The organism is Streptomyces sp. NPDC090088 (assembly GCF_044747345.1).
Lineage (GTDB): Bacteria > Actinomycetota > Actinomycetes > Streptomycetales > Streptomycetaceae > Streptomyces.
Genome location: NZ_JBIVDZ010000001.1, coordinates 164,534 through 178,296 on the forward strand (window position 1 = coordinate 164,534; position 13,763 = coordinate 178,296).

Below are 13,763 nucleotides of genomic sequence, written 5' to 3' on the forward strand. Positions count from 1 at the left end.
TCCGGGAGGGACTGCGGGCGTACCGGCTGATCGCCGCGATGTGGATCCGCTCCACGATGACCTACCGCGCCTCCTTCGCCCTCACGATGGCCGGGAACCTGGTGGTGACCGGCCTGGACTTCGCGACGATCCTGCTGATGTTCTCGCGGGTCGACTCGCTCGGCGGCTGGTCGCTGCCCGAGGTCGCCCTCCTGTACGGCCTGTCCGCGACCTCGTTCGGCGTCGCCGACCTGGTGCTCGGCTCGATGGACGTACTGGGCGGCCGGATCCGCGACGGCTCCTTCGACACCCTGCTGGTCCGACCGGCCCCGGTGCTCGCGCAGATCGGCGCCGACCGCTTCGCACTGCGCCGCCTGGGCCGGATCAGCCAGGGCGCGGTGGTCCTGGCCTGGGCGCTGCTCTCCGTCGACGTCGACTGGACCCCGGCGAAGGCGCTGCTGATCCCGCTCGCCCTGGCCGCCGGCGCGGCGATCTTCTGCGCGCTGTTCGTGGCGGGCGCGGCCTTCCAGTTCCTGGCACAGGACGCGGCCGAGGTGCAGAACGCGTTCACCTACGGCGGTACGACGCTGCTCCAGTACCCGCCGACGGTGTTCGGCAGGGACTTCGTGCGCGGGGTGACGTTCATGCTTCCGCTGGCCTTCGTCAACTGGGTGCCGGCCGCCTACGTCCTGGGGCGGCCGTACCCGCTGCGGCTCCCGGAGTGGACGGCGTTCACGCCGCCGCTGGTGGCGCTGGTGTGCTGCGCGCTGGCCGGGGTGGCCTGGCGGGCGGGTCTCAGGTCGTATCGGAGTACCGGGAGTTGAGCGTGTCGAGTGTGTTCATCGAGGTCGACGAGGTCGAGAAGGTCTTCGAGGTCCGTAAGAAGACCGGATTCCTGAAACGGGAGCGCCGCCAGGTCCGGGCGGTCGACGTGCTCTCCTTCACGGTGGCGCGCGGCGAGATGGTCGGCTACATCGGCCCGAACGGCGCCGGGAAGTCCACCACCATCAAGATGCTGACGGGCATCCTCACCCCGTCCGGCGGCCGGCTGCGCGTCGCGGGCATCGACCCGTCCCGCGAACGCACCAGGCTGGCCCACCGCATCGGGGTCGTCTTCGGGCAGCGCACCACCCTCTGGTGGGACCTCCCCCTGATCGACTCCTACCGCCTGATGCACCGCATGTACCGCATCCCCGACGCCCGTTACCGCGAGAACCTCGACCGCCTGGTCGAACTGCTCGGCCTGGAGGCGTTGTTGGACGTCCCGGTACGACAGCTCTCCCTCGGCCAGCGGATGCGCGGCGACATCGTGGCGGCGCTCCTGCACGACCCGGACGTGCTCTACCTGGACGAGCCGACGATCGGCCTGGACGTCATCTCCAAGGCCAGGGTCCGCGACTTCCTCCGGGAGCTGAACACCGAACGCGGCACCACGGTCCTGCTCACCACCCACGACCTCCAGGACATCGAGCAGCTGTGCTCCCGGGTCATGGTCATCGACCACGGCCGGCTGATGTACGACGGTCCGCTCGCCGGTCTGCACGAGGCGGGCGAGAGCGAACGCACCCTGGTGGTCGACCTGGAACGGGAACTCCCGCCCATCGACGCGGGCCCGTCGGCGCGGGTGGTGAAGGTGGAGGGCCCCCGGCAGTGGCTGGCCTTCCCGGCGACGGACTCGGCGGCGCCGCTGGTGGCCCGGATCGCGGCGGAGTACCCGCTGGCCGACCTGTCCGTCCGCGAGCCGGACATCGAGACGGTGATCGCGAAGATGTACGCGGACCGCACCACCGCCTAGTCCCCGTCATGGTCCTCGTCGCCGGGAACTCGTACGCTGCTCTCTATGACCGACGATGCTCCGGAGCTGCGCGCCTCCGACGCCGATCGTGAACGAGTCGCCGAGGTCCTCAGGGACGCCCTCGCGGAGGGCCGGCTCGACATGGAGGAGTTCGAGGAGCGGCTGGAGGCGACGTACAAGGCCCGTACGTACGGCGAGCTGACGCCGATCACGCGTGATCTGCCCGCGCCGGGCGCCCCGCCGGCCGTGTCGCTGAGCAAGCCTCCTGTGGTGAGCGGGAGTTGGGCGGGCCGGATCGTCGGCGGCGAGGGCTCGTCCTCCTGGGCGGTCGCGGTGATGTCCGGCTTCCAGCGCAAGGGCCGCTGGACGGTGCCGAAGCGGTTCAACAGCTTCGCGTTCTGGGGCGGCGGCGAGATCGACCTGCGCGAGGCGAACTTCGCGGACGGCGAGGTCGTGATCAACTGCATAGCGATCATGGGCGGCATGAGCGTGATCGTGCCGCCGGGCGTCGAGGTCGTGATGCGCGGCATCGGCATCATGGGCGGCTTCGACGAACGCGACCACGACGCGTCCCCCGACCCGGGCGCCCCCCGCGTGATCGTCACCGGCTTCGCCTTCTGGGGCGGCGTCGAGGTCCAGCACAAGGTCACCAAAGCCGAACGCCAGCGCCTCAAGGAAGAACGCCGCCAGGACGAACTCGACCGCAGGTCGGCCCGCCACGAACTGCACGCGGCCCGGGACGACTGGCACCGGGAGCGCCGTGAACAGCGGGAGGAGTGGCGCCGGGAGCGCCGGGAGCGCCGCCGGCACGGCGACCGCTAGTCAGGGCCGGCCGAGGAAGTCGCGGAGCACGGCGGCCGTCTCCTCGGGTGCCTCGAACGGCCAGAAGTGGCCGGAGTCGAAGAGGTGCACACCGCTTCCGGGCGGCAGCTGCGCGAGCACCTCGGGATCGGTGTAGAACTCGCGCGGCTGGACGGGGTCGTCCGCCCCTTGCAGCAGCAGGACGGGACACGTCCACCGCGGGATGAGCCGGGTGCGCCGCTCGATCCATTCCTGACGGAACGACGACGAGTGGAAGTAGCGGGGGACGGCGGTGCTGATCCCCTCGTAGCCGAACTCCTGCACGGTGCGGACGAGGTCGGACGTCCGCACGCCGCGTTCCGTGAGCAGGGTGTAGGCGGTGACCACGAGCCGGCGGGCGTCGGCCAGCATGGCGGGGGCGTCGGGCGAGACGAACATCGCCTCCTGCGGGTGCAGGTCGGGATGCAGGTGCCAGAGGTGCTGCTGCCCCCGGCCGTAGCGCAGGACGCGGTCGCCGAGCCGGGCGACGAGATGGTCCCCGACCGGGGTCCCCCTGTCGTGCGTGACCAGGCTGAACCGCTCCGTCCCCAGCTGGTCCAGCAGGGCCTCCAGCTGGATGGCGACCCCCTCCTGGCGGAAGTCGCCCGTGCCCTTCTCCGACTGGCCGTAGCCCTTCAGGTCGACGGCCAGGCAGCGGTGGTCGGAGCCGAGGGCCTCCAGGGCGTGGTGCCACTGCCACCAGGAGTCGGGTACGCCGTGCAGGAACACGACCACGGGGGCGTCGGCGGGGCCGCACTCGACGTAGTGCCAGCGCACGCTCCCGCCGTCGCCGGGAGCGTCGGCGAACCGGTGGGTGACGGTGACGCCACCCAGCTTCTCCTCGTCGCCGTCCGTGTCGGGCGCGCGGGGCGGGGTGTCCGGCAGCGCGGCCACCGACGCGTCGACGCCGGACAGCCGGACGGCCGCCTCGTCCAGGCCGTCCCGGATACGCGCGGGCGGTGGCGTGTAGGGGTACGCGGTCGTGTCATGGCGCATGGCGAAGCCTCCCTTCTGTGAACGTTCGGTCAAAGTTGATTGAATCCTCATGATGGAGAGGGGTCAAGAGAGCGGAGCGGATCCGGCCCGCCGCCGGGAACTCTCCCGCCGTCCCGGGAGTAGGTCAGGAGGGGACAATATGTGCGGGGTCACCGTGAGGGGTGACCGGCTGCGAACGGGTGGAGCGGATGGCGGAACGTACGGAGACGGTGGAGGGGGAGCGGCGGGCGGCCGCCGCCCCGTCCTACAAGTCCATGAACGCCTTCACACCCGCCGACGAGGAGCGCCGGCGTGGCGTACGCCGGATGAAGCGCACCGCGACCGGCCTGCTCCTGCTCGTCGCGCTCGTGTACGTCCTGGCCAAGTGGGCGTCGAGCGCCGGCGCCGGCTCCTGGGCGGACTACGTGGCCGCGGCCGCCGAGGCCGGCATGGTCGGCGCGCTGGCCGACTGGTTCGCGGTGACCGCCCTCTTCCGCCACCCCCTCGGCCTGCCGATCCCGCACACCGCGATCATCCCCACGAAGAAGGACCAGCTGGGCGTCTCGCTCGGCGAGTTCGTCGGCGAGAACTTCCTCTCCCAGGACGTCGTACGGCAGCGGCTGCGCGCCGTGGGCATCGGCAGCCGCCTCGGCGCCTGGCTCGCGGAGCCGCAGAACGCCGACCGGGTCACGGCCGAGCTCGCGACAGCGCTCCGCGGCGCGCTCACCGTGCTGCGCGACTCCGACGTGCAGGCCGTGGTCGGCGAGGCGATCACCCGCCGGGCCGACGCCCAGGAGATCGCCCCCGGCATCGGCAAGATGCTGGAGCGGGTCGTCGCCGACGGCGGCCACAAGCGGGTCGTGGACCTGGTCGTCACCCGCGCGCACGACTGGCTGGTGCTGCACGCCGACTCCGTGATGGACGCCGTCCAGGGCGGCGCCCCCGGCTGGACCCCCCGGTTCGTCGACCGCAAGGTGGGCGAGCGGGTCTACAAGGAACTGCTCCGCTTCTGCGCCGAGATGCGCGACATGCCGTCCCACCCGGCGCGCGGCGCCCTCGACCGCTTCCTCACGGACTTCGCCAACGACCTCCAGTCCGACACCGACACCCGCGCCCGCGTCGAACGGCTCAAGGGCGAGGTCCTGGGCCGCGGCGAGGTGCAGGACCTGATCGCGTCCGCCTGGACGGCCGTACGCTCCATGATCGTCTCGGCCGCCGAGGACGAGCGCAGCGAGCTGCGGCTGCGGGTGCGCGCCTCGCTGATGTCGCTGGGCGCCCGGATGGCCACCGAGCCCAAGGTCCAGGACAAGGTCGACAGCTGGGTCGAGGGCGCGGCCGTGCACGTCGTGACGACGTACCGCAAGGAGATCACCTCGCTGATCACCGACACGGTGGCCGGCTGGGACGCGGAGCACACCACCCGGAAGATCGAGGCGCACATCGGCCGCGACCTGCAGTTCATCCGGATCAATGGCACGGTGGTGGGGTCGCTGGCCGGAGTGCTGATCTTCACGGTGTCGCGGGCGCTGGGCGCATAGCGCGCCCGCCGCGGGGCACCCGGCCGGGGTTTCGGGTCCTTTTCCCGGTCGAGGAGGCGCGATGGGTGCGGCAGCGGACGCGGGCACCGGCGTGGCGGGTGGCGGCCGTACGATCACCACCCGCATCCCGGCCCGCCTGGACCGGCTCCCCTGGTCCCGCTGGCACTGGACGATCGTCATCGGCCTGGGCACCGTCTGGATCCTGGACGGCCTGGAGGTCACGGTCGTCGGCAACATCGCGAGCCGCCTCTCCGAACCGGGCAGCGGACTCCCGATCTCCTCCGGCCAGGTCACCGGCACGGCCGCCGCCCTCTATGTGGCCGGCGCCTGCGTCGGCGCCCTCTTCTGGGGGCGCCTGACCGACCGCCACGGCCGCAAGAAGCTCTTCATGACCACCCTGGCGGTCTATCTGGCCGCCACCGCCCTGACCTCCCTATCCTTCGCCCCCTGGTGGTTCTTCACCTTCCGGTTCCTGACCGGCTTCGGCATCGGCGGCGAGTACGCGGCGATCAACTCGGCGATCGACGAGCTGATCCCGGCCTACTACCGGGGCCGCGTCGACCTCGTCATCAACGGCAGCTTCTGGGTGGGCGCGATCGGCGGCTCACTGCTCTCGATCGTGGCACTGAACACGGACCTTCTGCCCATGGACGTCGGCTGGCGGCTGACGTTCGCGCTGGGCGTCGTCCTCGGCCTGGTCATCCTGCTGGTGCGGCGGAACGTCCCGGAGAGCCCGCGCTGGCTGCTGATCCACGGCAGGGAGCGGGAGGCCGAGGAGATCGTCTCCGCCGTCGAACGCCAGGTGGCGGCCGAGAAGGCGGCCCCGCTCCCCGAACCGGCCGGCGCACTGGTGATCCACCAGCGGAAGAGCGTCACCTTCGCCGAGATCGCCCGCACGGTCTTCCACGACTACCGCCGCCGGGCCGTCCTCGGCTTCTCCCTCTTCATCGGCCAGGCGTTCCTCTACAACGCGATCACCTTCGGCTTCGGCGCGATCCTGACCAGGTTCTTCGACGTGCCGACGGGCGACACCGGCTACTACTTCGTCGTCATCGCCGTCGGCAACTTCCTCGGCCCGCTGCTCCTGGGCAAGCTGTTCGACACGGTGGGCCGACGGGTGATGATCTCCTCGACGTACCTGCTCTCGGGCCTGCTGCTGTTCGTCACGGCCTGGCTGTTCGGCCGGGGTGTGCTGACGGCGGGCACGCTGACGGCGTGCTGGTGCGCGGTCCTCTTCTTCGCGTCGGCGGGAGCGTCCAGCGCCTATCTGACGGTCTCCGAGATCTTCCCGATGGAGACCAGGGCGATGTCGATCGCCTTCTTCTACGCCCTCGGCACGGCGGCGGGCGGCATCAGCGGCCCGCTGCTCTTCGCCGACCTGACCGGGACGGGGAAGGTGGGCGACACCGTGCTGGCGTTCCAGATCGGCGCGGGACTGATGTGCGCGGCGGGCCTGGTGGCGGCGGCGCTGGCGGTGAACGCGGAGCGCCGCCCGCTGGAGGAGATCGCCCGCCCGCTGACGGCCGCCGCACCGGAGTCCACCCAGGCCTAGGGATCAGCGGCGGCCCAGCCGGCTCAACGGCCCAGCGACACCGACACCGACACCGCCGCCGTGGTCGCCACGAGGGCGACGCCCCCGCCTGCCGCCAGCGCCCAGCCCACACAGCGCACCCGCAGCCCGCGGTACCGCCGCTCGTACTCGCCCCGCAGGGACACACACCGGGCGGCGACCCGTTCGAGGTCCTGCCGGGCGCGCCGCAGGCTGTCCTCGACGTAGTGGCGTTCGATCTCGTCGCGCTGGGACGTGGTCAGCCAGTCCATGGCGCCGGTGAACTCCCGCGCCCGCTGCTCGGCCTCCGCGATCCTGGCCCGCCACAGCAGGTACCCCTCCGCCTCGTTGCCGAGGTCCCCGCCGGCTCCCCGCCGCGGCCTGTCGCCCACTCGGTGTCCCGCGCCGGTCATGAGTGGACGCCGTGGGCCTCGGCCTCGGCCATCGCGATGTCGGGGTGGTGCAGGTCGAACGCCGGGGATTCGCTGCGGATCCGCGGCAGGGTGACGAAGTTGTGGCGCGGCGGCGGGCAGGAGGTCGCCCACTCCAGCGAACGGCCGTAGCCCCACGGGTCGTCGACGACGACCTGCTTGCCGTACCGGGCCGTCTTCCACACGTTGTAGAGGAACGGCAGGATCGACAGACCGAGCAGGAACGAACTGATCGACGAGATGGTGTTGAGGGTGGTGAAGCCGTCGCTCGCCAGGTAGTCGGCGTAGCGGCGGGGCATGCCCTCGGCGCCCAGCCAGTGCTGGACCAGGAAGGTGCCGTGGAAGCCGATGAACAGCGTCCAGAAGGTGATCTTCCCGAGCCGCTCGTCGAGCATCTTGCCCGTCATCTTCGGCCACCAGAAGTGGAAGCCGGAGAACATCGCGAAGACGACCGTACCGAACACCACGTAGTGGAAGTGGGCCACCACGAAGTACGAGTCGGAGACGTGGAAGTCCATCGGCGGCGAGGCCAGGATGACCCCGGTCAGACCGCCGAAGAGGAACGTCACGAGGAAGCCCGTCGCCCACAGCATCGGTGTCTCGAACGACACCGAGCCCTTCCACATGGTGCCGATCCAGTTGAAGAACTTCACGCCCGTCGGGACCGCGATCAGGAACGTCATGAAGGAGAAGAAGGGGAGCAGCACCCCGCCGGTGACATACATGTGGTGCGCCCACACCGTCACGGACAGCCCGGCGATCGAGATGGTCGCCGCCACCAGACCCATGTAGCCGAAGATCGGCTTGCGGGAGAAGACCGGGATCACCTCGGTCACGATGCCGAAGAACGGCAGCGCGATGATGTAGACCTCCGGGTGGCCGAAGAACCAGAACAGGTGCTGCCAGAGCAGCGCCCCGCCGTTCGCCGAGTCGAACACATGTGCCCCGAATTTCCGATCCGCCTCCAGCGCGAACAGCGCGGCGGCGAGGACCGGGAAGGCGAACAGGACCAGTACGGCCGTCAGCAGCACGTTCCACACGAAGATCGGCATCCGGAACATGGTCATGCCCGGTGCGCGCATGCAGATGATCGTGGTGATGAAGTTGACCGCGCCGAGGATCGTGCCGAAGCCGGAGAAGGCCAGCCCCATGATCCACATGTCGGCGCCCAGCTCCGGCGAGCGCACGATGTCCGACAGCGGCGAGTAGGCGAACCAGCCGAAGTCCGCCGCGCCCTGCGGGGTGAGGAAACCGCCGACGGCGATGGACGAGCCGAACAGGTACAGCCAGTAGGCGAACATGTTCAGCCGGGGGAACGCGACGTCCGGCGCGCCGATCTGCAGCGGCATGATCCAGTTCGTGAAGCCCGCGAACAGCGGCGTCGCGAACATCAGCAGCATCACCGTGCCGTGCATCGTGAACGCCTGGTTGAACTGCTCGTTCGAGACGATCTGCAGCCCCGGGCGGGCCAGCTCGGCGCGCATCAGCAGCGCCATCACGCCACCGATCAGGAAGAACGCGAACGACGTGGTCAGGTACAGCGTGCCGATCGTCTTGTGGTCGGTGGTCGTCAGCCACTTCACCACGACGTTGCCGGGCTGCCGGCCGCGCAGCGGGACCTCGCTGTCGTAGTGCGGGACGTCCGCGTGCTCGGGGTCGTTGAGAACGGTCACCTGTGTGTGTCTCCAGACGCTCGCGGTTCACCCGCACCAGGGCGTGACTCTCCGGCCATCCTGGCCGCTGGCGGCGGGGGAGCGACGCCCCGAGCCGCCCGCATACGGCCGATCGGGCGGCCAGGACCCACGGGTGGCCTAGCCCGCCCGGCGCCCCCGCCTGCGCAGCAACAGCAGCCCGCCCGCCAGCGCGGTGATCCCGGTGGCCGCCGTCCACCCGACGACGTCCCCGGACCCGGTGGCGGCGAGGTCACCACGCCCGCCCTGGGCGGAGGGCGCGGGGGAGGCGGAGGCGGAGGCGGATGCCGACGTCGACGCCGCCGGACTCGGTGAGGCGGACGTACCCGCCGTACTCGTCCGGTCCCGGGTGAACGTCAGTGTCCCGAAGCCCAGTTGGTCGAAGCCGCCGCTGTTCGGGCCGTAGTCCCCGCCGCCGCCCTCCGGGGCGGCCTTCGCGGCGATCCGGGTGAGGTACGGCGCCGACAGCCCCCGGCGCCTGGTGTAGTGGTTGGCGATCATCGCCCAGATGGGCCGCGTCATGGCCGGGTCCACCCCCGCGGCGGCCGTCACCGTCTCACTCCCGGACCACCCCCCGATCGCGCCCTTGCGCCGGGTGTTCGCCGTGAACGGCACCTGGCCGCCCAGGCTCCACTTGGCGACGTACTGCGCGCCCTTGAGGAACCGGCTGTCGTCGTAGCCGTACAGGTCGATGCCCTGGTTCCAGGCCATCTCGCAGAACGTGCCCATCAGGCCGACCCCGAGCAGCGCGTGCCCCTGGTCGCGGCCCGCCTCCAGCCACTCGGCCAGCCCGGCGTCCGCCCCGTCGTCGTACACGACCGGAATCGCGTTCCTGATCGAGCCGAGTCCGGCGCCGTTCCTGAAGTAGTCGACCGCGCGGGCGACTTGGGCGCGGTCGTCGCAGAAGATCCCGGTGGCGAGGACGCAGGCCATGTTGGCGAGGTCCCAGTTGGTCCAGTAGTTGGAGACGACGGCGCCGTTGTGCCGGACGAGGAAGTCGTCGCTCATCGCCCCGAACTGCTTGCTGAGCATCTCCTGGAAGCGGGACAGCTCGAAGTCCGCGTGGTCACGGACGAGTTCGGCGGCGTTGGCGAACTGGTAGCCGTACAGCCCGGCGGCCAGGAACCGGTCGGCGGAACCGTTCACGGCCGTGAGCGTGGAGGACCAGGCGTTGAGGATCGCGACGGCCGTGTCGGCGTACGCGCTCTCGCCGGTGACGTGGAAGCGCAGGGCGTTCTGGTAGGCGGCGTGGATGTCGTTGTAGAGGAGCGCGTAGTTCTCCGGGGTGCCCGAGCCCCGGTAGACGACGGCCTGCGGCCGCGGCTGCCAGCCGCTCTGCGCGTGCCGGTTGGCGGTCAGCCTGGCGAACCCGGCCGTGTAGGGGGCGGCGCCCGCCTTCACCTTGGCGGCCATGCGGTCGAGATCGGTACGGGTGTGCAGCAGGCCGGGATGGGCGAAGGCCCCGTCGGCCGCAGCGGCGGGGCGGCCCGCCGCGACGAGCCCCGCGGTGGCCGCCACCGTGGCGCCCGAGGCCTTCAGCATGCTCCGGCGGCTGATCTGTCGAGTCACGTGCATGCCCAGGGAGACGGACGGGCACGGCCCCGATAACAGAAACCGGGGGCGGGCAGGGGGCGGAGCGAGGGCCGGGGCGGGGGGCCGGTTCAGGCGCCGGACGTCGACCCCGGCCGGACGATCATCAGGATCGTCACGGTGGCCCAGAGCAGGTTGAACACGCCCGTGAACATGGCGAGTTGAACGGTGGCCTGCCGGGTACGGCCGTCCGTGCCGCCCTCCACCAGGGCGCTCTGCCGGGGCAGCACCAGGACGGCGAGGACGACGGCCGCGAGCGCGGTGAGCGCGATCGACACGATCAGCCAGGCGCTGCCCAGCACGTGCATGTTGCTCGCCGTGGCGAACCCGAACACCGGGACGGCGACGCCGACCACCGCGTACACCTGGCATATCCGGTGCAGCAGCCGAAGGGTCTCGGCGGCCCGGACGTCGTCCGGTGCCTCGATGACGCGGCGGGCGGCCGGCGGGAACATGCTGGCGGCCACGGTGACGGGGCCGACGGCGACGATCGCCGCGAGGACATGGACGGCGAGAAGGAACTTGGTCACGGCCTCGACCGTAGGCGGCGGGAAGATCTCGCAGAAGCGGCGATACTGCCACGGGCCGACGGATTCTCGCCAGCCACCCCCGCGACCGGCCAGGAACACCCCCCTGCGGTTGGCGGCAACCCGTCGACCGACTACTTTCCTGCCATGCACACCGTCGCCGTACTCGTCCTGGACCAGGTCATCCCCTCCGACTTCACCGTGCCGATCGACACCTTCGGCTGGGCCCGGCTGCCCGACGGCCGGGACGCCTACCGGGTGCGGGTGTGCGGACCGGCGGAGGAGGTGACCGCGGCGGGCGGCGCGTTCACGATCAAGGCGCCGTACGGGCTGGAGGCGCTGGCCGAGGCGGACACGATCATCGTGCCGGGCGTAGCGGACCCCGCGTTCGTCCTCCCGGCCGAGGTCGCCGACGCCCTGCGCGCGGCGGCGGCGAACGGCACCCGGATCGCGTCGGTCTGCGTCGGCGCGTTCGTCCTCGCGGCCACCGGCCTCCTCGACGGACTGCGCGCCACCACCCACTGGGTCGCGGCCGACACCCTCGCCGCGCTGCACCCGGACATCGACGTCGACCCGAACGTCCTCTACGTCGACAACGGCCAGTTCCTGACCTCGGCGGGCGCGGCGGCGGCCATGGACATGTGCCTGCACATGGTCCGCACGGACTACGGCTCGGCGGTCGCCGCGCACACCGCCCGGATGTCGGTCATGCCGCTGGAACGGGAGGGCGGCCAGGCCCAGTTCATCGTCCACGACCAGCCGCCGGCCCCCGCCGGCGCCACCCTGGAGCCGCTCCTGGCCTGGCTGGAGGACAACTGCGACCGCGACCTCACCCTGGACGAGGTCGCGGCACGGGCCGGCATGAGCACCCGTACCCTCAACCGCCGCTTCCGCGACCAGACCGGCTCGACGCCCCTGCAGTGGCTGCACCGCGCCCGCGTCCGCCGGGCCCAGCACCTCCTGGAGACCACCGGCCACCCCGTCGAACGCATCGCCACCCAGTCCGGCTTCGGCTCCCCGACCGCCTTCCGCGAACGCTTCCGCCGGGTGGTCGGCACCAGCCCGCAGGCGTATCGGCGGGCATTCCGTGGCGCGGATGCGTGATGTGTGACCCTGGCGCGGGGCGCGGGGCGTCTGACGCGTTACGGGGGCAGGCGCGTAACGGGGTCAGGCGCGGCGGTCGGCGATGGCCCAGGAGGCCAGGGCCACCGCGCCGGCCACGCCGAGGACGGAGGGCCAGGCGCCGACCTTCTTCGCCAGTGGATGGGAGCCGGCGAAGGCGGCGACGTACGCGGCGGACAGGGCCCCCGCCGCCTTGCCGCCCGCCTGCTGCCGCCACTGCTGCGCGGCGGCGGCACCGGCGACGGCCAGCACGGCTCCGCCCAGCGGCCGCTTCTTCGTCCACCGGGCGACCCCGTACCCGCCGACGAGCCCGCTCGCGGCGATCACCGAACTGGGAACCCTCGCCATGTCTGCCTCCTGCTGGTCTGCCGTGATCCCCCGAGGCTAACTCCCACCTCGCCCCGGAGGTTCCGCAGGGCTCTACGACCGCCACTTCGGGCTGAGGGCGATGGCGCGCAGCTGCTTCATGGTCAGGGCCGGGTCGGTGCGGGTGGCGGCGGTCTGCTGGGAGCCGGAGTTGAAGGCGCTGACGACCACCCGGAAACCGTCGGTGCGCAGGGTGTCCACGGTCCACATGACGACCCCGGCGCCGCCCTTCTCCCCGGGCTCCTGCCGCTCGGCGACCAGTGTCCCGTCGGCGAGCGTCTCGCTCCCGCTGCCGAACAGGTCACCCGCCACATCGCCCATGTCCGGCTGCACATTGATCTGTACGAGACTCCGTCCGTTGCCGTCGTCGACGACGACGTACGTGAACTGGTCGTCGTCGTCACTCCCGTGCGCCACGACCTTCAGCCCCTTCGGGATCAGCGAGGCGAGGGTCTGCCGGATCGCCTTGGCGTCGCCCTGGGCCGGGGTCGGCTCCTCCGTCGGGGACCCGGTCCGCGTCGGGTCCTCCGGCAGGCCGTCGGCGATCCCCCGCCAGTCCTGCGCCGCCGCGAGTGTCGTCAACTGCGCTGCGGACAAGGGCGGTTCGTCCCGGGTGATCGGCGCGTCCTTCTCGGCGGCGGCGTTCCACTCGCTCACCGACACCTGGTGGCCGTCCGGGGTGACGAGGTTCGCGGTCCAGAGCTTGGTCTCCACGCGCCGGTCCGGGTACTCGTAGCCCTTGACCACCGCGACGACGGACGCGTCGGGCAGATGGCTGGTCGTGCAACTGTCGTACGGCGCATAGACCTTGTCGGGGCACCGGACGGCCTGCCGGGCGTCGTCCCCGCCGGGCTCCACCTTCTGTACGACGACGCTGATGGCGGCGGCGCCGTGCCCGTCGTCGTACACGACCTGCGCGTACGGCACCGAGTGCGGCTCGCTCCGGTCGGCCCCGCGGCCCTCGGCCTTGCCGAACTTCCCCGCGGGCAGCAGCCTTTCCAGCGTGCTGATCATCTCGTCGGAGGTGACGGCCCGGCCGCCGGGGGAGGACGTGGGGTGCGGGGTCGTACTCACGGAGGCCGGCGGCCGGGCGACGGACGACGATCCGCCCCAGGAAACCGCCAGCGCACCGCCCACGCCGGCGAGCGCGACACCCGCGGCGCCGCCCAGCACGGCGGTCCGCCGCCGCAGCCGCAACCGCCGCCCCCGGGCCGCCCCGGCGGCGGCGAGCGTGACCCGGTCGGTCTCGAAGGCGCCGCCGGCGTGCCGCAGGGCGGCGGCCAGCTCGCGTTCGAAGGGGTCGCCGTCACCGGTGTGGTCGTTGTCGCTGTGCTGCTGCTCGACGGGCATGACGAACCAC

General features: G+C 71.6%; 13 protein-coding genes. 6 read left to right on the forward strand and 7 right to left on the reverse strand.

Annotated elements, in window-relative coordinates:
• Positions 1 to 38 precede the first annotated feature (38 nt).
• From ACIPSJ_RS00705 to ACIPSJ_RS00715, 3 genes are read left to right on the forward strand one after another with little or no spacing between them, the layout of a single operon-like run.
• Positions 39 to 803 (forward strand): ABC transporter permease, encoded by a 765-nt coding sequence (locus ACIPSJ_RS00705; RefSeq protein ID WP_401344517.1) that lies wholly within the window; start codon positions 39 to 41, stop codon positions 801 to 803.
• Entirely contained in the window at positions 761 to 1,774 is a 1,014-nt protein-coding gene (locus ACIPSJ_RS00710; RefSeq protein ID WP_359215862.1) for an ABC transporter ATP-binding protein, read from the forward strand. Before ACIPSJ_RS00705 ends, ACIPSJ_RS00710 begins: the two co-directional genes overlap by 43 nt.
• A gap of 45 nt (positions 1,775 to 1,819) precedes the next feature.
• Entirely contained in the window at positions 1,820 to 2,596 is a 777-nt protein-coding gene (locus ACIPSJ_RS00715; protein ID WP_401342389.1) for a DUF1707 domain-containing protein, read from the forward strand.
• Here ACIPSJ_RS00715 and ACIPSJ_RS00720 read toward each other — a convergent pair whose 3' ends face one another.
• On the reverse strand, positions 2,597 to 3,610 hold the full coding sequence (locus ACIPSJ_RS00720; protein WP_401342391.1) for an alpha/beta fold hydrolase: 1,014 nt from the start codon (positions 3,608 to 3,610) through the stop codon (positions 2,597 to 2,599).
• Positions 3,611 to 3,798: 188 nt separating this feature from the next.
• Here ACIPSJ_RS00720 and ACIPSJ_RS00725 point away from each other — a divergent pair, with 188 nt between their 5' ends.
• Positions 3,799 to 5,127 (forward strand): DUF445 domain-containing protein, encoded by a 1,329-nt coding sequence (locus ACIPSJ_RS00725; protein WP_359215801.1) that lies wholly within the window; start codon positions 3,799 to 3,801, stop codon positions 5,125 to 5,127.
• A 61-nt stretch (positions 5,128 to 5,188) separates the two neighbouring features.
• Positions 5,189 to 6,679 (forward strand): MFS transporter, encoded by a 1,491-nt coding sequence (locus tag ACIPSJ_RS00730; RefSeq protein ID WP_401342393.1) that lies wholly within the window; start codon positions 5,189 to 5,191, stop codon positions 6,677 to 6,679.
• 23 nt (positions 6,680 to 6,702) lie between these two features.
• Here ACIPSJ_RS00730 and ACIPSJ_RS00735 read toward each other — a convergent pair whose 3' ends face one another.
• From ACIPSJ_RS00735 to ACIPSJ_RS00750, 4 genes are all read right to left on the reverse strand, one after another.
• Positions 6,703 to 7,068, reverse strand: a complete 366-nt coding sequence (locus ACIPSJ_RS00735; protein ID WP_401342395.1) for a cytochrome C oxidase subunit I — start codon at positions 7,066 to 7,068, stop codon at positions 6,703 to 6,705.
• 17 nt (positions 7,069 to 7,085) lie between these two features.
• Positions 7,086 to 8,780, reverse strand: coding sequence for a cytochrome c oxidase subunit I (ctaD, locus tag ACIPSJ_RS00740; protein WP_359215793.1), 1,695 nt, complete (start codon positions 8,778 to 8,780; stop codon positions 7,086 to 7,088).
• A 138-nt stretch (positions 8,781 to 8,918) separates the two neighbouring features.
• Positions 8,919 to 10,340, reverse strand: coding sequence for an alginate lyase family protein (locus ACIPSJ_RS00745; protein ID WP_401342397.1), 1,422 nt, complete (start codon positions 10,338 to 10,340; stop codon positions 8,919 to 8,921).
• Positions 10,341 to 10,459: 119 nt separating this feature from the next.
• Positions 10,460 to 10,918, reverse strand: a complete 459-nt coding sequence (locus ACIPSJ_RS00750; protein WP_401342399.1) for a hypothetical protein — start codon at positions 10,916 to 10,918, stop codon at positions 10,460 to 10,462.
• Positions 10,919 to 11,062: 144 nt separating this feature from the next.
• Here ACIPSJ_RS00750 and ACIPSJ_RS00755 point away from each other — a divergent pair, with 144 nt between their 5' ends.
• Positions 11,063 to 12,019 carry a helix-turn-helix domain-containing protein gene (locus ACIPSJ_RS00755; protein ID WP_359215785.1) on the forward strand — a complete coding sequence of 319 codons (957 nt, stop codon included), beginning with the start codon at positions 11,063 to 11,065 and terminating at the stop codon, positions 12,017 to 12,019.
• Positions 12,020 to 12,082: 63 nt separating this feature from the next.
• Here ACIPSJ_RS00755 and ACIPSJ_RS00760 read toward each other — a convergent pair whose 3' ends face one another.
• Both ACIPSJ_RS00760 and ACIPSJ_RS00765 read right to left on the reverse strand, forming a co-directional pair.
• On the reverse strand, positions 12,083 to 12,385 hold the full coding sequence (locus tag ACIPSJ_RS00760) for a hypothetical protein (protein WP_359215782.1): 303 nt from the start codon (positions 12,383 to 12,385) through the stop codon (positions 12,083 to 12,085).
• Positions 12,386 to 12,457: 72 nt separating this feature from the next.
• Positions 12,458 to 13,753 (reverse strand): hypothetical protein, encoded by a 1,296-nt coding sequence (locus tag ACIPSJ_RS00765; RefSeq protein ID WP_401342401.1) that lies wholly within the window; start codon positions 13,751 to 13,753, stop codon positions 12,458 to 12,460.
• Positions 13,754 to 13,763 lie beyond the last annotated feature (10 nt).